Annotated in this window: 21 protein-coding genes; 8 read left to right on the top strand and 13 right to left on the bottom strand. The window is 66.7% G+C overall.

All coding sequences use genetic code 11. The annotated features are described in order from the left end of the window. Positions 1 to 39: 39 nt before the first annotated feature. On the top strand, positions 40 to 537 hold the full coding sequence (locus PVE73_RS17765) for an NUDIX domain-containing protein (RefSeq protein ID WP_277363520.1): 498 nt from the start codon (positions 40 to 42) through the stop codon (positions 535 to 537). A gap of 14 nt (positions 538 to 551) precedes the next feature. Here PVE73_RS17765 and PVE73_RS17760 read toward each other — a convergent pair whose 3' ends face one another. Then, positions 552 to 1,541: a glutathione S-transferase family protein gene (locus PVE73_RS17760; RefSeq protein ID WP_277363519.1), complete on the bottom strand. Its 990-nt coding sequence runs from the start codon at positions 1,539 to 1,541 to the stop codon at positions 552 to 554. Between the two features lie 289 nt (positions 1,542 to 1,830). On the opposite strand from PVE73_RS17760, the gene PVE73_RS17755 reads away from it, so the two are divergent. Then, positions 1,831 to 2,403: an N-acetyltransferase gene (locus PVE73_RS17755; RefSeq protein WP_277363518.1), complete on the top strand. Its 573-nt coding sequence runs from the start codon at positions 1,831 to 1,833 to the stop codon at positions 2,401 to 2,403. A 42-nt stretch (positions 2,404 to 2,445) separates the two neighbouring features. Here PVE73_RS17755 and PVE73_RS17750 read toward each other — a convergent pair whose 3' ends face one another. The 4 genes from PVE73_RS17750 to PVE73_RS17735 are packed head-to-tail and all read right to left on the bottom strand — an operon-like array spanning position 2,446 to position 9,284. Continuing rightward, positions 2,446 to 4,518: a hypothetical protein gene (locus PVE73_RS17750; protein WP_277363517.1), complete on the bottom strand. Its 2,073-nt coding sequence runs from the start codon at positions 4,516 to 4,518 to the stop codon at positions 2,446 to 2,448. Position 4,519: 1 nt separating this feature from the next. Next, positions 4,520 to 7,351: a DUF4159 domain-containing protein gene (locus tag PVE73_RS17745; RefSeq protein ID WP_277363516.1), complete on the bottom strand. Its 2,832-nt coding sequence runs from the start codon at positions 7,349 to 7,351 to the stop codon at positions 4,520 to 4,522. Further along, positions 7,348 to 8,253 (bottom strand): DUF58 domain-containing protein, encoded by a 906-nt coding sequence (locus PVE73_RS17740; RefSeq protein ID WP_277363515.1) that lies wholly within the window; start codon positions 8,251 to 8,253, stop codon positions 7,348 to 7,350. Before PVE73_RS17740 ends, PVE73_RS17745 begins: the two co-directional genes overlap by 4 nt. Positions 8,254 to 8,267: 14 nt before the next feature. Next, complete coding sequence (locus PVE73_RS17735) at positions 8,268 to 9,284, bottom strand: MoxR family ATPase (protein ID WP_277363514.1); 1,017 nt, start codon at positions 9,282 to 9,284, stop codon at positions 8,268 to 8,270. A gap of 98 nt (positions 9,285 to 9,382) precedes the next feature. On the opposite strand from PVE73_RS17735, the gene PVE73_RS17730 reads away from it, so the two are divergent. The 3 genes from PVE73_RS17730 to PVE73_RS17720 are packed head-to-tail and all read left to right on the top strand — an operon-like array spanning position 9,383 to position 11,939. Then, positions 9,383 to 10,060 (top strand): DUF1285 domain-containing protein, encoded by a 678-nt coding sequence (locus PVE73_RS17730; RefSeq protein ID WP_277363513.1) that lies wholly within the window; start codon positions 9,383 to 9,385, stop codon positions 10,058 to 10,060. Beyond that, positions 10,057 to 10,692: a CoA pyrophosphatase gene (locus tag PVE73_RS17725; RefSeq protein ID WP_277363512.1), complete on the top strand. Its 636-nt coding sequence runs from the start codon at positions 10,057 to 10,059 to the stop codon at positions 10,690 to 10,692. The genes PVE73_RS17730 and PVE73_RS17725 overlap by 4 nt, the downstream gene beginning before the upstream one ends. Further along, positions 10,689 to 11,939, top strand: coding sequence for a CCA tRNA nucleotidyltransferase (locus PVE73_RS17720; protein WP_277363511.1), 1,251 nt, complete (start codon positions 10,689 to 10,691; stop codon positions 11,937 to 11,939). Before PVE73_RS17725 ends, PVE73_RS17720 begins: the two co-directional genes overlap by 4 nt. A 21-nt stretch (positions 11,940 to 11,960) precedes the next feature. Here the strand turns inward: PVE73_RS17720 and PVE73_RS17715 are convergent, their stop codons facing one another. Further along, a complete protein-coding gene (locus PVE73_RS17715) occupies positions 11,961 to 12,146 on the bottom strand; it encodes a DUF1059 domain-containing protein (protein WP_277363510.1) in 186 nt (61 codons plus the stop codon). Between the two features lie 72 nt (positions 12,147 to 12,218). Beyond that, complete coding sequence (locus tag PVE73_RS17710) at positions 12,219 to 13,118, bottom strand: LysR substrate-binding domain-containing protein (RefSeq protein WP_277363509.1); 900 nt, start codon at positions 13,116 to 13,118, stop codon at positions 12,219 to 12,221. 92 nt (positions 13,119 to 13,210) lie between these two features. On the opposite strand from PVE73_RS17710, the gene PVE73_RS17705 reads away from it, so the two are divergent. Continuing rightward, a complete protein-coding gene (locus tag PVE73_RS17705; RefSeq protein ID WP_277363508.1) occupies positions 13,211 to 13,396 on the top strand; it encodes a hypothetical protein in 186 nt (61 codons plus the stop codon). A gap of 18 nt (positions 13,397 to 13,414) precedes the next feature. On the opposite strand, the gene PVE73_RS17700 is transcribed toward PVE73_RS17705, so the two are convergent. From PVE73_RS17700 to PVE73_RS17690, 3 genes are read right to left on the bottom strand one after another with little or no spacing between them, the layout of a single operon-like run. Beyond that, positions 13,415 to 15,298, bottom strand: coding sequence for an ABC transporter ATP-binding protein (locus PVE73_RS17700; protein WP_277363507.1), 1,884 nt, complete (start codon positions 15,296 to 15,298; stop codon positions 13,415 to 13,417). Next, positions 15,295 to 17,142: an ABC transporter ATP-binding protein gene (locus PVE73_RS17695; protein WP_277363506.1), complete on the bottom strand. Its 1,848-nt coding sequence runs from the start codon at positions 17,140 to 17,142 to the stop codon at positions 15,295 to 15,297. The genes PVE73_RS17700 and PVE73_RS17695 overlap by 4 nt, the downstream gene beginning before the upstream one ends. 19 nt (positions 17,143 to 17,161) lie before the next feature. Beyond that, positions 17,162 to 17,440 (bottom strand): hypothetical protein, encoded by a 279-nt coding sequence (locus tag PVE73_RS17690; RefSeq protein ID WP_277363505.1) that lies wholly within the window; start codon positions 17,438 to 17,440, stop codon positions 17,162 to 17,164. A 282-nt stretch (positions 17,441 to 17,722) separates the two neighbouring features. On the opposite strand from PVE73_RS17690, the gene PVE73_RS17685 reads away from it, so the two are divergent. Then, positions 17,723 to 18,184, top strand: coding sequence for a tRNA (cytidine(34)-2'-O)-methyltransferase (locus tag PVE73_RS17685; protein ID WP_277363504.1), 462 nt, complete (start codon positions 17,723 to 17,725; stop codon positions 18,182 to 18,184). A gap of 122 nt (positions 18,185 to 18,306) precedes the next feature. Here PVE73_RS17685 and PVE73_RS17680 read toward each other — a convergent pair whose 3' ends face one another. Further along, positions 18,307 to 18,570 (bottom strand): hypothetical protein, encoded by a 264-nt coding sequence (locus tag PVE73_RS17680; RefSeq protein ID WP_277363503.1) that lies wholly within the window; start codon positions 18,568 to 18,570, stop codon positions 18,307 to 18,309. Between the two features lie 106 nt (positions 18,571 to 18,676). On the opposite strand from PVE73_RS17680, the gene hemF reads away from it, so the two are divergent. Next, complete coding sequence (gene hemF / locus PVE73_RS17675) at positions 18,677 to 19,591, top strand: oxygen-dependent coproporphyrinogen oxidase (RefSeq protein ID WP_277363502.1); 915 nt, start codon at positions 18,677 to 18,679, stop codon at positions 19,589 to 19,591. Positions 19,592 to 19,597: 6 nt separating this feature from the next. Here hemF and PVE73_RS17670 read toward each other — a convergent pair whose 3' ends face one another. Together PVE73_RS17670 and PVE73_RS17665 are read right to left on the bottom strand one after the other, a co-directional pair. Beyond that, on the bottom strand, positions 19,598 to 20,230 hold the full coding sequence (locus tag PVE73_RS17670; protein WP_277363501.1) for a LysE family translocator: 633 nt from the start codon (positions 20,228 to 20,230) through the stop codon (positions 19,598 to 19,600). A 13-nt stretch (positions 20,231 to 20,243) separates the two neighbouring features. Further along, positions 20,244 to 20,588: a cupin domain-containing protein gene (locus tag PVE73_RS17665; RefSeq protein WP_277363500.1), complete on the bottom strand. Its 345-nt coding sequence runs from the start codon at positions 20,586 to 20,588 to the stop codon at positions 20,244 to 20,246. Positions 20,589 to 20,596: the final 8 nt, after the last annotated feature.

The following is a 20,596-nucleotide window of genomic DNA, read 5'->3' as shown; positions in this document are numbered from 1 at the left end:
ACACCCCAGCGGGTCTTACCAGTCCTCGGCCGGCGTCCAATGAGCGCGCCTCGGCGCATGGAGCCGCGCAGCGCCGAACAGATGCGGTTGCGCGTAAAACTCTTTCACCTGTGGAACTTGTTCCGCCGGCCCATGACGCTCGGCGTGCGCGGCGTCGTCTTCGAGCCGGCGCTGCGCGAGGTCTTTCTCGTCCGCCACACCTATGTGGCAGGCTGGCATTTCCCCGGCGGCGGCGTCGAGCCTGGCGAGAACATGCTCACCGCACTCACCCGCGAGCTCCGCGAGGAGGGCAATATCGCGCTCACCGGCATGCCGGAGCTCAGGTCCATCCATTTCAACCGCCATGCGAGCCGGCGCGACCATGTGGCCGTCTACCTGATCACGCGCTTCGAGCAGAGCAGCGCCCGCAAGCCCGATCTCGAAATCGCCGAAGCCCGTTTCTTTCCCCTCGATGCGCTGCCTGCGGAGACGACCGAAGGCACGCGCCGCCGCCTCGCCGAAATCTTCGACGGAACGGAGATCACGGCGGACTGGTAAGGCCATCACGGCACTTACGCCGCCTCTGCGAATCTCTCCCGGTTATGGGGCGCGCCGTAGTTCAGCTCCGGCCCCAGCGGCACGATGCCGGTCGGGTTGATGGTCCTGTGGCTCCCGTAATAGTGCGCCTTGATGTGATGCATGTTCACTGTCTCGGCCACGCCCGGAATCTGGTAGAGCTCGCGCAGGTAGTTCGACAGGTTCGGATAGTCGGCGATGCGGCGCAGGTTGCACTTGAAGTGGCCGGCATAGACCGGATCGAAGCGCACCAGCGTGGTGAAGAGCCGCCAGTCGGCTTCCGTCAGGCGGCTGCCCGCCAGATAGCGCTGCCGCGACAGCCGCTCCTCCACCTGGTCCAACGCGGCGAACAGATCGCGAAAGGCTTCCTCATAGGCCTCCTGCGTCGTCGCAAAACCAGCACGATAGACGCCGTTGTTGATGTTGTCGTAGACGAGTTCGTTCACCCGGTCGATCTCGCCGCGCAGATCCTCCGGGTAGAAATCGAGAGAGGCGTCGCCCCACTCGTCGAAGGCCGTGTTCATCATGCGGATGATCTCGGCGGATTCGTTGCTGACGATGGTTTCCGTCTTGCGGTCCCACAGCACGGGCACGGTCACACGGCCTGAATAGCGGGGATCGGCCCTGGTGTAGATCTGGTGCAGAAAATCGAGGCCGTAGAGCTCGTCGCCCGTCGCCCCGTCCTCCTTCCTGAAGGTCCAGCCATTCTCGCCCATGAAATGGTGGACGACCGAGAAGGAGATCACGTCGTCCAGCTTCTTCAGCTTGCGGAAGATCAGCGTGCGGTGCGCCCAGGGGCAGGCATAGGAGACATAGAGATGGTAGCGGCCGGGCTCCGCCTTGAAGCCGCGCTCCCGCCCTTCGGCCGGCTTCCCGTCTTCCGTGATCCAGTCGCGGAACCGCGATTTCGACCGCTCGAAGCGGCCACCGGTTTTCGAGGTGTCGTACCATTCGTCATGCCAGACGCCGTCGACGAGCAGGCCCATCGGTTTTTCTCCCTTTGTCTCCTGAACCCATTTAGGGGCGAACGCTCTCATTCCCAAGGGTGACGGGGTGGACGCATCGTCAACAAAATCCATCCCGGCCCGCCCGGCCGCATCAATTCTGTGGACGGCGGGAGCGTTTGGTGATAGCGGAACGGCGCTTTTGGAGACGAAGCAATGATCAGGTTCCTCGTGGAGCGACGACGAAAGGATTGAGCGCCCGAAGAAGGGCCCGCTGCCGTGGCGCGCTCGCGCTGCAGATAATCCTTTCCTGCTCGTTGGAACCTTGCCCATGTCCCTTGCCGACATCGTCTTCCTGCCGGAGGATCCGGCGCACGACCATGAAATCGAAGAGATCAACGCCGAAGCCTTCGGTCCCGGCCGCTTCGCCAAGGCGGCTTACAGGATCCGCGAGGGCGGGCCGCACGAGCGCGCGCTCTCCTTCGTGGCCCTTCACGAGGGAAAGGTGGTCGCCTCGGTGCGGCTGACGCGCATCGTGGCGGGCGAGGGCAGGGCGCTGCTGCTCGGGCCGCTGGCGGTGCGGCCCGTCTACAAGAACAACGGCATCGGCAAGAAGCTCGTGCGCATCGCGCTCGAGGCTGCGCGCGAAGCGGGAGCCGGCGTGGTCGTGCTTGTGGGGGACGAACCCTATTACGGGCCGCTCGGCTTCAGAAGGGTGCCCAACGGCCAGCTCGCCATGCCCCGGCCGGTCGATCCAGGCCGCCTGCTCGCGGCGGAACTCCAGGACGGCGCACTCTCCGCGTTGCACGGCATGGCGATGCATGAGGCCGTGGTGGGGCAGAGCCTTCCGACCCTGCTTTCCCCTCCGCCGCCGATGGAGACATTGCTTCAGCGCGTGGGCTGATGAAACAAGCCGGTGTTACGGTGGGCCAAGCCTATATGGAGATTACCGCCCCTCGCGGTACCACATCGCGCCGATGGCGAGCAGCAGGAGGCCGAGCCCTAGGAAGCCGGCGAAGAGCGGCACGCGCCGGACGGACTTCAGCACGCTGTCATTGGTGGTCCGCAAGCCGATCCAGTCGCGGCCGGCGGCCACACTGGCATTGGCGCGCACGGGCACGATGTTGGGCAGGCTGACGCCGGTCATCCCGCCGGAGAGGCGGCGCACGCTGCCGCCGCTTTCCTCGGCCACGGGGCGCAACACTTCCTCGGTGGATATGGTGTCGGCGAATTCCGGCGCGTTGATCGGGCCCACATGGGCAAGAGCGGTCAAGTCGCCGTTGCGGACCTGATAGAGCCCGATCTCGTCCGCCTCCATCGTGCCGTCGAAGAGGCCGGGTTCGCTGGCCACCAGCGGCATTTCGCGGGTCGCGCCTGATGGCGCGGTCACCGTCGCCGGGCCGGCCTCGTCGGCCATGGTCTGGCGGGTTACTTCGAGCGTCATGCCGCGTCCGGCGGCTGTCAGCCGCTCCTCTTCCAGCTCCGGCTCCTTCATCAGCCAGTGGGCGATGCGCCGGTAGAGCGAGACATAGGGGCCACCGCCCTGATAGCCGCGTGCCCAGAGCCATCCCTGGTCGGAGAGGAACATGCCGACGCGCCCTTCGCCCTCGCGTGCAAGCAGGAGCAGCGGCCGCCCATCCGGCCCCTGCATCACCGCCTGACCCTCCGGACGGTCGATGCCGATGATGCGGAACCAGCGGCTCCACTGCGGCGGCTCGGCCTGCGAGCCGTCGAGCGCGCGGGTCACCGGATGGCGCTTGCCGGTCTCGCTGAGGCGTGGATAGAAGCCCGTCTCCATCACTTCGCCGGTGGGAAGGGCCGGAAGTGCCGCGATCAGCGGCGTGCGCGCGATCGACTGGTCGCCGGCGAATTCCGGCCCCGCGGCGATGAGAAGCGCCCCGCCGTTCTGCACATATTCGGCGATGTAGTCGTAATAGAGGATCGGCAGCACGTCGCGATGCTGGTAACGATCGAAGATGATCAGGTCGAAATCGTTGATCTTCTCCACGAACAGCTCCCGCGTGGGGAAGGCGATCAGCGACAACTCGTTGATGGGCGTGCCGTCCTGCTTCTCCGGTGGACGCAGGATCGTGAAGTGCACGAGGTCGACCGACGCATCGGACTTCAGGAGGTTGCGCCAGGTGCGCTCGCCAGAATGCGGTTCGCCTGAAACGAGCAGGACGCGCAGGTTCTCGCGGATGCCGTCGACCAGCGCGACAGCGCGGTTGTTGGTGTCGGTGATCTCGCCTTCCTCGACCGGGATGCGCAGCTCGACGATGTTGCGGCCGGCCGTGGGCAGCGTGATCTCCAGGGGGATCTCCTGTCCGATCGGCGCCTGGTCCACCAGCGCCAGCTCGCCGTTGACGTAGACCTCCACTTGCGTGGCGCCGGTCTCCTCAGCCGAATCGAGCACGCGATAGGTCATCTCCATCGGCTGGCCGACGATGCCGAAGCGGGGCGCGCGCTCGAAACGGATGCGCCGGTCGCGCTCGTCCTCGTCGCCCGTGACCAGTGCATGAAGCGGCCCGGAGAGGCCGGAGGCGTTGGCCGGCGTGTCGTGCACCTGGCCGTCGGTGATCAGGATGGAACCGGCCACGCGTGAGGGCGGCACGTCGCGCAGCGCGCCTGAAAGCGCACCGAAGAGGCGCGTCTCGGTGCGCTCGTCGGCGGCCGCGCCCCGACCGGCCTCGACCATGCGGACTTCGAACTGGTCGAAGGCCTGCAGGCGCTGCGACAGCGCTTCCGCCGCCTGCCGGGTGGTCTCGGCACGGTTGCCGATGTCCTGGCTCTGGCTCTCGTCCACCACGACGGCGACCACGCTCTTCAGCGGCTCGCGCTCCTCGTCGAGCAGGACGGGATTGGCGAGCGCCAGCGCCAGCGCGGCCAGTGCGCCGAGCCGCAGCAGAGCGCCGCGCCGGCCGAGAAAAAGGCTCAGCACCATCAGAAGCGCGAGCGGAACGAGCACCGCCGCAAGCACGGGCCAGGAGAAAAGCGGCTCGAAGCTGACGGACCAGTTCATGCTACTGTCCCAACCTTTCGAGCAGCACCGGCACGTGCACCTGGTCGGACTTGTAGTTGCCGGTGAGCATGTACATCATGATGTTGACGCCGGCTCTCAGCGCCAGGATGCGCTGCATGGGATCGGCCGGAACGGTCGGCAGAAGCGGACCGCCGCTGCCGTCGATCGCCCAGGCGCCGGCAAGGTCGTTGCCGGTGATCATGATCGGCGTCACGCCGTCGCCGGTCCGCACAGGCCGGTCGGCGCGGCTTTCGGCGTTGGCCGAAGCCTCGACCCAGAGTGCGCTGCCGCGGTAGCGGCCGGGGAATTCCGGCAGGATGTAGAAAGCCTTCGTCAGCACGTGGTCCTCCGGCACGGGCTCCAGCGGCGGCACGTTGAGGCCGGAGAGGATGTCGCGCAGGCGCTGCGTCTCGGGGCTCACCGAGCCGGAGGAACCGAAGCCCGCTGCATATTGGTCGCGCGTGTCGAAGAGCACCGTGCCGCCTTGCTGCATATAGGCGTCGATGCGGGCGATCGCGTCTTCGGAGGGCATGGGGGCGCCGGCGTCGATCGGCCAGTAGATCAGCGGATAGAACGACAATTCGTCCGTGGTGATGTCCACGGGCGCGGGATCGCCCGGCTCCAGCGCGGTCTTTTCGGCCAGGAAGCGCGAGAGGCCGAGGATGCCTGCGCGGCTCACCGCGTCCACGGAGGAGACGCCGGTCACCACATAGGCGATGCGCGTGGCCGAGATCGCATCGATCGCGTCCTGGTCGCCGGGTTGCGGCGCGTCGGCCTGCGCCAATGCCCGATCCGGCGCCATCAGGCCGAGAAGGACGACCGCCGCGAGGATCGCGGAGGCTTTCGCCGCCGTCCGAGCGCGGCCGGGCCGGCGCTGGAGAAGGCCGCCCAGCCACAACACGGCGAGCGTGTCGATGGCCAGCAGCGCGAGGGCTGCCGCCATGAGCGGCCCCTTGAGCGGCCGCGAGGTGTCGAAAGCGTAGCTCGACTCGCTCATGGCCACGGGGGCAGCGGGCCGGGCAAGGGCGGCGAGCGCCGTGCCCGGTGCGAGCAGATTGTGCGCCACCACGCCTTCCTCGGAGCCGTAGAAGCCCGGCGGATGGGCGAGCGTCACCGGCGTCTCTTCGCCCGGATTGAGCGGCTCGGCCTCGGGGCTGGGCGGCACGAGGGCGCCTGTGGCGGAGATCAGGCGATAGGGCGCAAGCTGTCCGCCGGGCCCGTCGGCACCGGCCGCGATGCTCCCCTGGTTGCGCGAAAGCTGCACGATGCGCCGCAGCATCTCCACGAATGTGCCGGAGATCGGCAGGCTCGACCAGGTCGCCTCCGGCGTCACATGGAAGAGGATCACCCGCCCGTCGCCGCGCGGCGCGCTGGTCACCAGCGGTGTGCCGTCGGCGAGATTGGCCCAGGTGCGCTCGACGATGTCGGCCGACGGCTCGGCCAGCACCTGGCGGTTCACCATCACGTCGCGGGGCGGTGCCAGATCGGAGAACGGGCCGCCGGCGGGGAACTCGGTCACCGGCTGTGGCTCCGACCAGGAGAGGGTGCCGCCAAGCGAGCGCTCGCCCGTGCGCAGGCGCACCGGCAGAAGCTCCTCGTCCTCTTCGGCCGCTGCGAGCCGCGGGCCCGCGAAGCGGATCAGCGTGCCGCCGCCTTCCATCCATTCGACGAGGCGCCCGCGGACCGAATCCGGCAGTGTGCCGATATCGGCCATGATGATGGCGGCTGGCCGCTGCTCCAGGAGCTGCGGCACGGCTTCCGTCAGTTCCTGGCTCGAAGGCTCGATGAGGTCCGCATAGGGGCCGAGCGCGCGTCGGATGTAGTAGAGCGACGAAAGCAGCGGCTGCGCCTCGTCCGCTTCGGTCTGCGCGAGCAGCCCGACCCGGCGGCGGCGGGCGTTCTCGTCGAGGAGCCTGAGCGCGCCCGCATGGTTCTCGCCGTCGAGGCCGATCGAGGTGAAGTCGTTGCGCAGTTCGAAGGGAACGCGCATCTCGCCCGTCGCCTCGGTCTCTCCCGGTCCGAAACCGATCAGGGTCTCGGCGATGCGCCGGCCCTGCTCGTCGGAGGCATAGGCGGTCACCTGCCGCGGCCCCGTGTCGCCCGCGGGGCGCACCGCCGTCACCGTGAAGCGCTCGGGCTCGTTTGCGCTGGCGGTGAGCGCGACCGTGGCAAGGTCGTTCGGCCCGATCCACAGCACGTCGGAGGGTCCGGCCGAGAAGAGGTTCTGAAACGCCGCCTCGTCGCCTTCGGCCGCCAGCCCGTCCGTCAAGAGCGCCAGCGTCGCGCCCGGCATCTCCCCGAGTGCCTCCGCCACGCGGCCGTAGATCGCCGGCCGGTCCGGCGGCACCGGACGCGGCTCGGCGGCGTTCAGCCGCTCCAGCGCGGTGTCGGGGTCGAAGGGCCCGATATCCTGCGCGGGCTCTTCCGCGGTCAAGGCCAGCACGACGGGCGTGCCTTCCGCGCGCGCATCCGTGATCAGGCGGGCGGCCGTCGCGACGCGCCGGTCCCAATCGGGCGCGGCCGCCCACCCATTGTCGAGTGCCACGGCGAGCCCCTGTCCGCCCACGGCCATCCTCTCGCGCGGATTGAACACCGGATCGGCGAGCGCCAGGATCACCAGCGCGGCAAGCGCCAGCCGCAGCAGGGTCAGCCACCAGGGGCTCTTGTGCGGCGTCTCCTCGCGCCTGACGATGCGGGCCAGGATGGCGAGCGGCGGAAACGTCTCCTGCTGCGGGCGCGGCGGGGTGAGCCTCAACAGCCACCAGATCACCGGCAGGGCGAGGAGCCCCCAAAGGACCATCGGCGCGCCGAAGGAGAGCGGCAGAAAATTCATCGGCCGGCGTCCATTTCGGCCGTCATCGCCGTGTGTACGCGGATGAGGGCTTCGGAGGCCAGCCGGTCGGTGTGGTTGACGGTGTAGCTCCAGCCGAGCTTCTTGCACCAGCCATCCAAGGTCTCCCGGCGGGCCAGGTAAAGCCGGCGATAGTCTTCGCCGAGCGTCTCGGCGCGGCCGAAAGTGAGCTTCTCGCCCGTTTCCGGATCGCGGAACTCCGTGCGTCCGGCATAGGGGAAATTCTCTTCCGCCGGATCCGCGACCTCGATCAGATGCGCCCGCGCGCCCGAGCGCGCAAGCGTGTCGAGCCACCGCATCGTCTCTTCCGGCGGATCGAGGAAGTCGCTCGCGATCACCACGTCGGAAAAGCGGCGCACCTGCGAGAGATCGGGGCGGCCGGCGCCTGGTTCCGCATGGGCCACATACTGCGCCAGCCGCTCGGCCCCGTTGCGCGCGGCGAAGGGATCGGTCAGGCCCGGCCAGGCGATGCGCTCGCCGCTGCGCGACAGAAGTTCGGCAAGCGCCAGGGCCAGCACCAGCGCGCGCGATTCCTTCGACACTTCGGCCAGCGTGGAGCGGTAGAGCATGGAAGGGGACTGGTCCGCCCAGAGCCATACCGTGTGCGCGGCCTCCCATTCACGGTCGCGCAGGTAGAGATGATCGTCGCGGGCGGAGCGGCGCCAGTCGATCTGCGACAGGGCCTCACCCTCCACATAGGGGCGGAACTGCCAGAAATTCTCGCCGATGCCGCGCCGCCGCCGGCCATGCCAGCCGGCGATCACATTGCCGACGATGCGGCGGGCCTGCACGAGGAGATCGGGCACCAACGAAGCCCGCGTCCGCGCACGCACGAGCGCATCCTGCGTCGTGACGGGAGCGGTGACTTCGCCAATTCTCGCCATTCGGCCTCGCAGTCTCAGAGCGTCTTCACGAGCCGGGCGATCACGTCGCGCACGGTCATGCCCTCCGCACGGGCGGCGAAGGTGAGCGCCATGCGATGCTGCAGCACCGGTTCGGCGAGCGCGCGGACATCGTCGACCGAAGGTGCCAGCCGGCCCTCATACAGGGCGCGGGCGCGGGCGCAGAGCGTCAGCGCCTGGCTCGCGCGCGGGCCGGGGCCCCAGCTCACATGGCGGTCGGTCTCCGGATGGCCAACGCCCGGGCGGGCAGAGCGCACCAGCGCCAGGATCGCCTCCACAACGCTTTCAGGCACGGGCATGCGGCGGATGAGCATCTGGATCTCCTTGAGCCGCTCCGGCGTGAGCACATTCGACGGGCGGGCTTCCTCCACGCCCGTCGTCTCCAGGAGAATGCGCCGTTCGGCATCGAGTTCCGGATAGAGGATGTCGATCTGCATCAGGAAGCGGTCGAGCTGCGCCTCCGGCAGCGGATAGGTGCCTTCCTGCTCCAGCGGGTTCTGCGTCGCCAGCACGTGGAACGGCGCGGGGAGGTCGTAGCGCTGACCGGCCACCGTGACGTGGTATTCCTGCATGGACTGGAGCAGTGCGGACTGGGTGCGCGGGCTCGCGCGGTTGATCTCGTCCGCCATCAGGAGTTGCGCGAAGATCGGGCCGGGCAGGAAGCGAAAGGAGCGGCGGCCCTTCTCGTCCTGGTCCATCACCTCGGAACCCAGGATGTCCGACGGCATCAGGTCCGGCGTGAACTGGATGCGGCGCGCATCGAGGCCGAGCACGACGCCCAGGGTCTCCACCAGCTTCGTCTTGGCAAGGCCCGGCACACCGACAAGCAGCGCATGGCCGCCGGCCAGAAGCGCCACCAGGGCACGTTCCACCACGGCTTCCTGGCCGAAGATCACGCGGCCAACACCCTCGCGGATCCGGGCTATGTCGGCGAGCGCGGCCTCGGCCTGCGCTATCATCTCGTTTTCGCTTGCGGGCTCTTGGCCTGTCTTGTCCCTGGCGACGATGCTCATGCGGCGTTGTCCTCGCGCTTTGCCGGAGCGGCAACCATTGCGATATAGAGCACTTGAATCGCAGCGTGCCGCATCGCTACGAACTTAGATGAGTCCGCATGGCTGACAAGCCGGACAACAGTGACTATTTCGTGACCATGGCCAGAGAAAACACCCACGGCAGGACGGGCAGCGGGGACCTTGCGAAAGCCGCCGATGCGGCGTCGCTCTCCGCGCTGGTCTCGCGCGCGGCGCGCGCGGGGAAGGGCGCGGCCCCGGTGGAGCGCTGGAATCCGCCCTTTTGCGGCGATCTCGACATGGAGATCAGGGCTGACGGTACGTGGTTCTATCTCGGCACTCCGATCGGCCGTATGCCGCTCGTCCAGCTCTTCTCCTCGGTCCTGCGCAAAGATGAGGACGGCAAGGCCTACCTCGTCACGCCGGTGGAAAAAGTCGGCATCCGCGTGGAGGATGCGCCTTTCATCGCGGTCGAGATGGCCGTCACGGGGGAGGGCGAGGCGCGGGTGCTCACCTTCCGCACCAATGTGGGCGACGTGGTGGAGGCCGGGCCGGACCATCCGATCCGTTTCGAGGAGGAGCCGGCGACCGGCGGAGTGAAGCCTTACATCCTCGTGCGCGGGCGGCTCGAGGCGCTTGTAGCGAGGTCAGTGATGTATGAGCTTGTCGACCTCGGGGAGGAGGTGGAGGTCGGCGGCCGCCCGATGTTCGCGGTGCGCTCGAAGGGGGCTGTCTTTCCTGTCATGCCCATGGAGAAGCTGGAGCATTCGGGCATATGAGCACGCGGGACGTCACACATTTCTCCGCCGCGGATTTCCGCCGACGTGCCGCCGCACAGGACGCCGGTATCGTTGCCGATCTCTACGGCGACCACCGCCTCAACCCGGATCTGAAACAACTTTTCCTGCACGAGGGGCTGCATGATGCGGCCGTGCTCGTCCCCGTCGTCGATCACGCGGAAGGTGCCACGGTCATCCTCACCGAGCGATCTCCCCGGCTGCGCAGCCATTCAGGCCAGATCGCCTTTCCCGGCGGGCGCATAGACCCCACCGACACCTCCCCGGAATTTGCGGCGCTGCGGGAGGCAGAGGAGGAGATCGGCCTCGAACCCTCGCTGGTGGAGGTGGTCGGCCGCATGCCCGACTATGTGACCGGCAGCGGCTACCGCATCCGCCCGGTCCTCTCGGTCGTGCGGCCCGGCTTCGCGCTGGTACTCAACGCCGACGAAGTGGAGGACGCCTTCGAGGTGCCGCTTTCCTTCCTCATGGATCCGGCCAATCACCGGCGCGAAAGCCGCATCTGGCAGGAGAGGGAACGTTTTTACTACACGATGCCTTACGGCGAACGCTTCATATGGGGAATAACCGCCGGCATCCTGCATATGCTCTATGAAAGGCTCTATGCCCGATGAACACGATCGCTGGTTCGCCCTGGCTCGAGCAGCGGGGCCTGCAGGCCCTGCTCGCCGTCCTCAACGATGGGGGGGAGGAGGCCCGCATCGCCGGCGGGGCGGTGCGCAACGCGCTGCTCGGCCAGCCGGTGACCGACATCGACATCGCCACCACCACCGTGCCGGACGAGACGATCCGAAGGGCGGAGGCGGCGGGCTTCAAGGTGGTGCCCACCGGCTACGACCACGGCACGGTCACCGTCATTGCCAAGGGTATCCCGTTCGAGGTGACGACGCTGCGTGCCGATGTCGAGACCTTCGGGCGGCATGCCCGCGTGGTCTTCGGGCGCGACTGGAAGGCGGATGCGCAGCGGCGCGACTTCACCATCAACGCGCTCTACGCGGAAGCCGACGGCCGGGTGGTCGATCTGGTCGGCGGGCTCGCGGATCTCGAAACGCGCACATTGCGCTTCATCGGCGAGGCGGAGACGCGTATCCGCGAAGACTATCTGCGCATCCTGCGTTTCTTCCGCTTCTTCGCCTGGTACGGGTCCGGACGTCCGGACGCGGAGGGGCTGAAGGCCTGTGCGCGGCTGAAGGACCGGCTCTCCGGCCTCTCCGCCGAGCGGGTCTGGACAGAGCTGAGAAAGCTCCTCGGCGCTCCGGATCCATCCCGCGCGCTGCTCTGGATGCGCCAGACCGGCGTGCTGACGGAGGTGCTGCCGGAAACGGAGAAATGGGGCATTGACGCCATCCATTCGCTCGTCGAAACCGAGCGCGGGCTCGGCTGGCCCGTGCAGCCGCTGCTCAGGCTCGCCTCAATGGTCCCGCCGGATGCGGAGCGTCTGGAAAAGCTCGGGGAGCGTCTGCGCCTCTCGAAGGCGGAAACGGCGGCTCTCGTCTCCTGGGCGGAGGCCCCGCGACCGGACCCCGCGCTCAAGGAAGCGGAATTCTCGAAGCTCCTCTACCGGAGCGATCCGCAGGGCGTTGCCTGGCGCCTGCAGCTGGGCCTCTCCTCTGCGCGGGCTCGCGCCGTCGAGGACGACAAGGCGCTCATCGAAACTGCGGGGTATCAGCGGTTGCTCGACATTGCCGCGCGCTGGCAAAGGCCGGTCTTCCCCGTCCGCGGGAAGGATCTCCTGCAACTCGGCTTCGAACCGGGGGAGGCGCTCGGCGCGAAGCTCACCGAACTCGAGGAAATGTGGGTCGCTTCGGATTTCACGCTTTCGCGCGAGGACCTGCTCGGGAAAGCCGAAGGGCGCCCGTAGGCGCCCTTTCTGCTGGTTTGTTCAGGCCGCGTCCTGTTGTTCGGAGATCCGGGAGCGGATCGCCTCGATCATGCTTTCGCGGATAATGGTCTCTCCGTGCACCTCACGCATATGCTCCACGGCGCGGCGGATCACCTCCGCCTCCTCTTCATGACGCGTGTGCCACTCGCAGCCGGGGACAAGCGATCCGCAATGAAATTCCTTCATTGTCCAACTCCTCCGTCTAATGGGCTTTGAACCATAGCACGATATCTGGGTTTCCGTCCGCCCAGGACAAGGTCACGATTTGTATTTTTCGGCGGTGGCCGCAATCTCCTGGTGCAGCCATGTCTTGAAATCCTTTACTTTTTTCGGCTCCGGTCGGTTCTTCGACGTCACCAGGAAATAGCCGAAACCCGTGCGCGCCAGCGCCTTGAACGGCCGTACGACGAGGCCCGTCGACAGCGCATGGTCGGCAAGGGTCTGCCAGGCGAGCATTACCCCCTGGCCGGCGATCGCCGCGTCAAGCGCCAGCGCGGCGTCGGTGAAGCTGTCTCCTTCCCGAAGATCCTTCTCGCTCAGGCCGAAGGGCGCCAGCCAGGTGTCCCAGCTTATGGCGGAGTTCGCATCGCGCACGACCGGAACCTGCAGGATATCGCGCGGCTCCCCGAGACGCTCCGCCAGAGCCGGTGCGCAGACCGGGAAGACCTCCTGCGTCAGCAGCAGTTCCATATCCACCCCAGGCCAGCGGCCTTCGCCCACGCGGATCGCCAGGTCGACATCCGACGTGTCGAGATTGACGAGCGCCACCGAGGCGTCGAGCCGGATGCGCAGGTCGGGATGAAGGGCGGAAAAGCGGGAAAGCCGGGGCACCAGCCATTTCGACGCGAAGACCGGCGCCACCGAGATGGTCAGAACGGTGGCGGTCTCCCGCCGCGACAGCGCGACCGCCTCGTCGAGCCGATTGAACCCGTCGTTGAGAAGGTGCGCAATCTGCTGGCCGAACGCGGTGGGCTGCATGCCGCGCCCTCTGCGGTCGAAAAGCGTTCGCCCGAGCTGCTTCTCGCAACGGATGATGTGCTGGCTGACCGCGCCGATGGTGACGCCGATCTCCTCCGCGGCCGCCGCAAGCGAACCAAGCCGTAGCACGGCTTCTACCGCCCGCAACGCGTTGAGATGCACCCGGTTCAGATTGTTCATATAGATTTTCTATAACAAGACGCAGGTAATCTCCATTGAAAACATACCTGATCGGCAGAAGTATCCCGGATGAGGGCCCGGAGGACAAGTCCATGCTGCAATTTTTCTTGACCGTTCTGGAGGCCATGCGCAAGCGCCTCTCCAACCCGCCGGCGATGCAGGACGACGGCGACGTCGAGGCATGGCGCCGCGATCCGCTCTCCCATCCGGCCATCGCCGCCATGAATCAACGGGAGCTGGCGGACCTGCCGTTCAAACCACGCAGCGGAAAGTGCTGACGTCTTCGCGCGATACGCCTATTCTGCCGCTAGCCGCCGTTCCAGGAAGCCGCCGGATTGGCGCTTCCAGAGCTGGGCGTAGAGGCCGCCGCGGCGGATGAGGTCCTGGTGCGTGCCTTCCTCCACGATGCGGCCGCCGTCGAGCACGATCACCCGGTCAAGCGCGGCCACGGTGGACAGGCGATGCGCGATCGCCACCACGGTCTTGCCCTCCATCAGGTTTTCGAGGTTCTCCTGGATGGCCGCCTCGATCTCCGAATCGAGCGATGAGGTCGCCTCGTCGAGGATGAGGATCGGCGCGTTCTTCAGCATCATGCGGGCAATGGCGATGCGCTGGCGCTGGCCGCCGGAAAGCTTCACGCCACGCTCACCCACATGGGCGTCGTAGCCCGTGCGGCCCTGGGGATCGCGCACGCCCAGGATGAAGTCGTGCGCGCGGGCGCGCTTCGCGGCAGCGATGATCTCGGCGTCGCCGGCGCCCGGCCGGCCGTAGGCGATGTTCTCGCGGATGGAGCGGTGCATCAGCATCGGGTCCTGGCTCACCACCCCGAACTGGCTGCGCAGCGAGGCCTGCGTCACCTCCCGGATGTCCTGCCCGTCGAGCAGGATGCGCCCGCCCTCGACGTCGAAGAGGCGCAGCATCAGGTTGACGATCGTGGTTTTTCCCGCGCCGGAAGGCCCCACCAGCGCCACGCGCTCGCCGGCGCGGATGTGCAGGGTCAGTCCCTCGATGATGCCGCGCTCGCGTCCGTAATGGAAGGAGACGTCCTCGAAGCGGATGTCGCCTTTCGCCGGCGGCATCGCCTGCGCGTCCGGCGCGTCGCGGATCGCCGGTGCGCGGGAGACGGTGCCGGTGGCATCCTGCACGGTGGCATAGGAGCGGATGAGGCCGTTGATGTTGAACATCACATAGCCCGACATCTGGTTGAGCCTGAACATGAGGCCCATCACCGTGGCGATCTCGCCGGTGGTGGCGCCGCCGTTCATCCAGCTCGTCACCGCAAGCGCGCCCACGGCGGTGATCATGATCCCGTTGATGATGGCGACGGCCGCGCGGACGCGGGTGATCGCCCGCGCGAGGGCCCAGACGGCGTCGAGCAGGTTGGCCATGCTCTCGCGCACATAGCCGTGCTCGCGCCGGCCGTTGTCGAAGAGCTTGACCGCCATGATGTTGGTGAAGGCATCCACCATGCGGCCGTTCATGGCGGAGCGCTCGTCCGCCGTCCGCCGCCCGGCGCGGCGCAGCGGCGGCAGGAGGAGGCGCGCCACCGCCAGATAGGAGGCGAACCAGAGGACGAGCACCACCGCCATCAGCGGGTCGAGCGTTGCCAGGATCGTACCCGCCAGTACGAAAAAGGTGAGGAAGCTCCACATGGTCTGGAGCGTGGCGGTGATGAAGTCGCCCGTGGCCTCGCTTCCCTGCAGGATCTTGGTGGCGATCCGGCCGGCGAAGTCGTTCTGGTAGAACTCGTAGGGCTGCTCCATCACCCGGCGGAAGGCCTGCCAGCGCACGCGCTGGTAGAAGGCCGGCGAGATGACCTGCTGCTCCACCACCGTGTTGCCGATCATCACCGCCGCACGCACGACGAGCACGAAGAAGGCGAGGGCGGCGAACTGCGGCCAGTGTTCTGAAATCAGGGCGGCCGGCGAAGTCCGGTCGAGCAGATCGACCAGCCAGCCGAGCCCCCAATAGAGCCCGGCATCGACGGTGGCTGAGAGGGCACCTGTCACGAGAAGCAGGACGAAAGGCCATCTGGCCTGCTTTGCGAAGAAGAGGATGAACGCCCGCGCGTTTCCGGGCAGCACCTCGCGGTCGGTATCGCCGAAGGGGTCGATCACCCCTTCGGCGCGCCGCCACAGAGGGTCGGCCCTGTCGCCTCTCAGATCCTCGTCCGCATTCACTCGGCTGCCTCCGCGGGCTCGATCTCCAGGAAACCGCCCGACTGGCGCCGCCAGAGCTGTGCGTAGATGCCGCCGGCGGCGATCAGCTCGTCGTGCGTGCCCTGTTCGACGACGCGGCCGGCATCCATCACCACCAGCCGGTCCATGGCGGCGATCGTGGAAAGGCGGTGGGCGATGGCGATCACGGTCTTGCCCTCCATCAGGCGGTAGAGATTCTCCTGGATGGCGGCTTCCACCTCCGAATCGAGCGCGGAGGTGGCCTCGTCCAGGATCAGGATCGGCGCGTCCTTGAGCATCACGCGGGCGATGGCGATCCGCTGGCGCTGGCCGCCGGAGAGCTTCACGCCGCGCTCGCCCACATGAGCGTCGAAACCTCGTCTGCCCTTAATGTCGTGCAGGCCGGGAATGAAATCCAGTGCGGCGGCGTTTTCCGCTGCGCGCCTCACCATCTCCTCGTCGGCATCCGGCCGGCCATACAGGATGTTGTCGCTCACCGACCGGTGGAGAAGGGACGTGTCCTGCGTCACCATGCCGATCTGCGCGCGCAGCGAATCCTGTGTGACCTGCGAGATGTCCGTCCCGTCAATCAGGATGCGCCCGCCTTCGAGGTCGTAGAAGCGCAAGAGCAGGTTGACGAGCGTCGACTTGCCCGCGCCGGAGCGGCCGACGAGGCCCACCTTCTCGCCCGGCCGGATCGTCAGCGAAAGGTCTTCGATCACACCGCCCTTCTTACCGTAGTGGAAACGGATCTTCTCGAAGGCGATCGCGCCCTTCGCGACCGTCAGCTCCTTTGCGGCCGGCCTGTCCTCCACCGCGCGCGGACGCGAGATGGAGCCGATGCCGTCCTGCACCGTGCCGATATTCTCGAACAGCATGGTCATTTCCCACATGATCCATTGCGACATGCCCCATAGCCGCATCACCAGCGCGATCACCACCGCGACGGCGCCCACCGAGACGACCTCGTGGAGCCACAGCCAGAGCGACAGGGCGCCGACCACGAAGAGGCAGAGCGAATTGAGCATGTAGAGCAGGCCGTAAAGACCGGTGATCAGCCGCATCTGGCGGAAGACCGTGTCGAGGAAGCCTGTCATGCCGTCGCGCGCATAGGATGCCTCACGGCGCGCATGCGAGAACAGCTTCACCGTCTGGATATTGGTGTAGCTGTCCACGATGCGACCGGTCATCAGCGAGCGGGCGTCGGCCTGCTCCTGCGCAACCTTCCCCATGCGCGGGATGAAGCGGCGCAAAAGCAGGGCATAGCAGATGAGCCACACGACAAGCGGCCCGGCGAGCCGCAGGTCGGCCGAGGCTGCGATCACCAGCATGCCGGTGAAATACACCGTGACATAGTTGAACACGTCGATCAGCTTGATCACGCATTCGCGCACCGCGAGCGCGGTCTGCATCATCTTGGTGGCGATGCGTCCGGCGAACTCGTCCTGGTAGAAGGCCATGGACTGGTTGAGCAGGTAACGGTGCACCTGCCAGCGGATGCGCATGGGATAGTTGCCCATGAGCGTCTGGTGCAGCACCAGCGAGTGCAGCCACACGATGACGGGCAGGAAGACGAGCACGATCAAAGCCATGCCCGCGAGCTTCCAGCCCTCCGTCTGAAGGAACGTCGCCCGATCGTGCTGCGACAGCCAGTCGACGATGTTGCCGAGGAAGGAGAACATCCAGACCTCGGCAATGGCGATCATCGCGGCAAGCACGGCGGAGGCGGCGATATAGGGCCATGCACCCCTGGTGAAGTGCAGGCAGAACGCCACCAGCGTCTTCGGCGGCTGCAGCGGCTCCTCGGCCGGGAAGGCGGCGAGGCGTTTTTCAAACCAGTCGAACATCATTCGTCCTCGAAAATTCTCACCGGTGCCCCTTGCGCGGCGTGAGCGGCGCGCCGGGCTTGCTGTTCCTGATCCGGGGCATGGCCTGTTCCTGAAGAGGCGGTTTTCTGCTGCCCGCGTCGGTAGGAGCCTTCTGTCCCGGATGACTCAATTGTGGCTTTCCGCCAAGCGCTGCAGCGAAGGCTCCTGACAGGGTCTTGGCGGGAGCCTTGCCGCTTGCGGCGGGGGGAAGAGCGGTTGCGGCCGAAGCGGCCGGGATTTCGAGCGCCTTGCGCTCCTTGGGGAATTTGGCAGACATGAACGAATCCTCGAAGACTTCCGGAAAGGGTTCCGGCGGATCCGCTCGTGCGTCTAAGAAGTCGGGAGAAGCTTCGGAACGAAAACCGCCGTCAGGCCGCGCGCCCGGTCCAGGGCCGCGGGCAGATAAGGGAGACCATCCGGATATCCATGTCTGCCTCTGACGGTTTACGTTAAGCTCGCGGGCGTTATATCCATTAGGGCTGCGGATGGCCAGAGCTTTTGTGGAGGCATTTTCGCCTCCATCCATTCCTGTGTCCTCCGTGCGACACCTGGGAACGAGATGACGCAACAGGGCTTCCGTATCGCACTCTTTCAACCCGACATCCCAGGCAATACGGGCGCGATCCTGCGCCTTGCCGCCTGCCTCGGCGTGGGCGTCGATCTCATCGAGCCGGCGGGCTTCGATCTCTCCGACCGCGCGCTGAAGCGGGCCGGGATGGATTATCTGGAACTTGCCGCGCTCTCCCGTCATCCCTCGTGGAAGGATTTCGACGCCTGGCGACGCAAGGAAGGGCGGCGGCTCGTCCTGTTCTCCACCGCCGGAACCGTGCCTTACCACGCCTTCTGCTTCCGCGACGGCGACATCCTCATGTTTGGCCGCGAATCGGCCGGCGTGCCTGAGGATGTGCACAAGACGGCCGACTACCGGCTTGTCATTCCGATCAAGGAAGGAACGCGCAGCCTGAATGTCGCGATGAGCGCCGCGATGGCCTGCGGCGAAGCGGTACGCCAGGTTCGCTGAAGAGATATGCGTGGGGCGGGGCGGTGTCTCGGCTTTCTTCATGAGAGAGCCGCTACGGCCTCAAGCTAGGTTGAGGTCAAGGCTCCGTTTGCCGAGCTTCCAAAACCCAACAGGACGCAGCCTTAATCCGCGCTGGGCAGGCGGCGCATGGTGAACTCGATCACGTTGCCGGGGCGCTCGGCCCAACTCTCGATCTCGGTCCAGTAGGCCTGCTTGGGCCAGCGCTCCAGCCACTCGCGCGCCTTGGCGCGGGCGGCCTCACGCGGCAGCGAGAAGGTCTCGCGCACGAAGCCGTCGCGCGGCAGGCGCGCGCCTTCGGCCTGGGCGCGCTTCTTTTCGAGGGTGCGTTTCAGGCCCTCGAGCGGCGGTTTGGCGGGTACGCGCACGAAAGAACTCCTTGACCCGACAGACAAGAAGATTAGGGATCGGCGGGTGGAATTGCGAGTCATTTGTGGCCGCGCGTTTGCCCGGACAGGCGCGGAAGGATTTCCCATGGGACGACCTGACATCCCGGCCGGATTGCCCGACCGGATCGAAGAGAAGAAGGAAACGGCGAAAGCCTGGTTCGAAGCGCTGCGCGACCGCATCTGCGCCGGCTTCGAGGAACTGGAGGATGAATTGTCCGGCCCGCATGCGTCCTATGCCGCCGGCCGGTTCGACCGCAGCCCATGGCAGCGCGAAGAGGGTGCGGGAGGCGGGGGCGTGATGTCCGTGATGCACGGCCGCGTCTTCGAGAAGGTGGGCGTTCATACCTCGACCGTCTACGGCGAATTCTCGCCGGAATTCCGCAAGCAGATCCCGGGCGCCGAAGAGGATCCGCGCTTCTGGGCCTCCGGCATTTCTCTTATCGCGCACCCGCAGAACCCGCATGTGCCGACCGTGCACATGAACACGCGCATGGTGGTCACCACGCGGCAATGGTTCGGCGGAGGGGCCGATCTCACCCCGATGCTCGAGCGCCGTCGCAGCCAGGAAGACCCGGATACGATCGCCTTCCACAAGGCGATGCGCTTCGTGTGCGACCGGCATGCCGGCGTTGCCGACTATGAGAAATTCAAGGACTGGTGCGACGAGTACTTCTTCCTGCCGCACAGGAACGAGCCGCGCGGCATCGGCGGCATCTTCTACGACTGGCTGAAAAGCCCGGAGGAGAAAGGGGGCTGGGACGCGGACTTCGCCTTCACGCAGGATGTCGGCCGCGCCTTCCTCGTTGTCTACCAGCACATTGTGCGGAAGAACTTCAACACCAACTGGACCGAGGCCGACCGCGAGGAGCAGCTCGTGCGCCGCGGGCGCTACGTCGAGTTCAACCTGCTCTACGATCGCGGCACGATCTTCGGGCTGAAGACCGGCGGCAACGTCAACTCTATCCTCTCCAGCCTGCCGCCCGTGGTGAAGTGGCCTTGAGCGCCATCAAGGCCGCAGCGTCGCGAGCTTGAGCCCGAAGCCGACGAAGACCGCGCCGGTAGCCGCCTTCAGCCAGCGCTGCACCCAGGCCCTGCGGCCCAGTCCCTTGAGGGTGGAGAAGAGCAGCACGAGACTTCCGAACCACACCACGTTGGTGAGTGCGTGGACCGTGACCAGCGCAAAGCCCCATTTGGCGGCATCCGCGCTCAACGGGATGAATTGTGGGAAGGCGGCGAGATAGAACATGGAGACCTTCGGATTCAGCGCATTGGTGAGGAAGCCTTCCGCCACCGCGCGGGCAAGCGTGCGCCGGCGTCGGGCAGGCGTCACCGTGGCGGGCGTAGCGATGCCTTTCCATGCCTGCCAGAGCGCCTTCACGCCGATGAAGCAGAGATAGGCCGCACCCAGCATCTTCACGATGAAGAAGAGTTCGGCCGACTGCACCAGGAGGATCGAGATCCCCAGGATCGACAGCGTCCCGTGCAGGTAGAAGGAGGCGAAGAAGCCCGCGATGTTGGCGAAGCCCGCCGCTTTTCCCGACGTGGGAACGGTCTTGGCGATCAGCACCCCGTTCGGTCCCGGCGAGATGACGAGGAGGGCGGCTACCAAAGCGAAGGCGGCGATATCAAGAAGTGTCATCGGGGGTGTCCTTCTACTCCAGCCACGCGGTCACGAATGTCTCGCTGGCATGAATATCGGTGGTTTCCAGCCGGCCGGGCCCGAGATTCTCGAACTTGTGCGGCGTACCGGCCGGTACGACGAGGATTTGTCCGGGTTCGGCGTCGATCGCCTCGCCGCCAAGCGTGAAGCGGACGCACCCCTCCCGCACGATGAAGGTCTCGGGATAGGGATGGGTATGCAGACGAGGGCCGGCGCCGATCCTGTCGCTCGAAAAGAAAATGACGGAGATGCCCGCCCCGGCGCCGCGGCCTTCCCATTCGCCGTGCCAGCGGTCGGGTGCGTCCGCCCAGGCGTCCCGGTTGATCACATGTGCCATGTCGGGCA

Origin of the sequence: Chelativorans sp. AA-79, from assembly GCF_029457495.1 — a bacterium.
Taxonomy (GTDB): Bacteria; Pseudomonadota; Alphaproteobacteria; order Rhizobiales; family Rhizobiaceae; genus Chelativorans.
Note: the sequence above shows the minus strand (reverse complement) of the source record. Positions and strands in the feature narration are given on the sequence as shown.

Bases quoted from the DNA above. Each gene is read 5' to 3' on its own strand.
- PVE73_RS17690 (WP_277363505.1), bottom strand. From the start codon at position 17,440: ATGTCTGCCAAATTCCCCAAGGAGCGCAAGGCGCTCGAAATCCCGGCC.
- PVE73_RS17760 (WP_277363519.1), bottom strand. From the start codon at position 1,541: ATGGGCCTGCTCGTCGACGGCGTCTGGCATGACGAATGGTACGACACC.
- PVE73_RS17765 (WP_277363520.1), top strand. From the start codon at position 40: ATGAGCGCGCCTCGGCGCATGGAGCCGCGCAGCGCCGAACAGATGCGG.
- hemF (WP_277363502.1), top strand. From the start codon at position 18,677: ATGGGACGACCTGACATCCCGGCCGGATTGCCCGACCGGATCGAAGAG.
- PVE73_RS17750 (WP_277363517.1), bottom strand. From the start codon at position 4,518: ATGAACTGGTCCGTCAGCTTCGAGCCGCTTTTCTCCTGGCCCGTGCTT.
- PVE73_RS17720 (WP_277363511.1), top strand. From the start codon at position 10,689: ATGAACACGATCGCTGGTTCGCCCTGGCTCGAGCAGCGGGGCCTGCAG.
- PVE73_RS17685 (WP_277363504.1), top strand. From the start codon at position 17,723: ATGACGCAACAGGGCTTCCGTATCGCACTCTTTCAACCCGACATCCCA.
- PVE73_RS17735 (WP_277363514.1), bottom strand. From the start codon at position 9,284: ATGAGCATCGTCGCCAGGGACAAGACAGGCCAAGAGCCCGCAAGCGAA.
- PVE73_RS17715 (WP_277363510.1), bottom strand. From the start codon at position 12,146: ATGAAGGAATTTCATTGCGGATCGCTTGTCCCCGGCTGCGAGTGGCAC.
- PVE73_RS17665 (WP_277363500.1), bottom strand. From the start codon at position 20,588: ATGGCACATGTGATCAACCGGGACGCCTGGGCGGACGCACCCGACCGC.
- PVE73_RS17730 (WP_277363513.1), top strand. From the start codon at position 9,383: ATGGCTGACAAGCCGGACAACAGTGACTATTTCGTGACCATGGCCAGA.
- PVE73_RS17695 (WP_277363506.1), bottom strand. From the start codon at position 17,142: ATGTTCGACTGGTTTGAAAAACGCCTCGCCGCCTTCCCGGCCGAGGAG.
- PVE73_RS17740 (WP_277363515.1), bottom strand. From the start codon at position 8,253: ATGGCGAGAATTGGCGAAGTCACCGCTCCCGTCACGACGCAGGATGCG.
- PVE73_RS17670 (WP_277363501.1), bottom strand. From the start codon at position 20,230: ATGACACTTCTTGATATCGCCGCCTTCGCTTTGGTAGCCGCCCTCCTC.
- PVE73_RS17725 (WP_277363512.1), top strand. From the start codon at position 10,057: ATGAGCACGCGGGACGTCACACATTTCTCCGCCGCGGATTTCCGCCGA.
- PVE73_RS17705 (WP_277363508.1), top strand. From the start codon at position 13,211: ATGCTGCAATTTTTCTTGACCGTTCTGGAGGCCATGCGCAAGCGCCTC.
- PVE73_RS17755 (WP_277363518.1), top strand. From the start codon at position 1,831: ATGTCCCTTGCCGACATCGTCTTCCTGCCGGAGGATCCGGCGCACGAC.
- PVE73_RS17710 (WP_277363509.1), bottom strand. From the start codon at position 13,118: ATGAACAATCTGAACCGGGTGCATCTCAACGCGTTGCGGGCGGTAGAA.
- PVE73_RS17745 (WP_277363516.1), bottom strand. From the start codon at position 7,351: ATGAATTTTCTGCCGCTCTCCTTCGGCGCGCCGATGGTCCTTTGGGGG.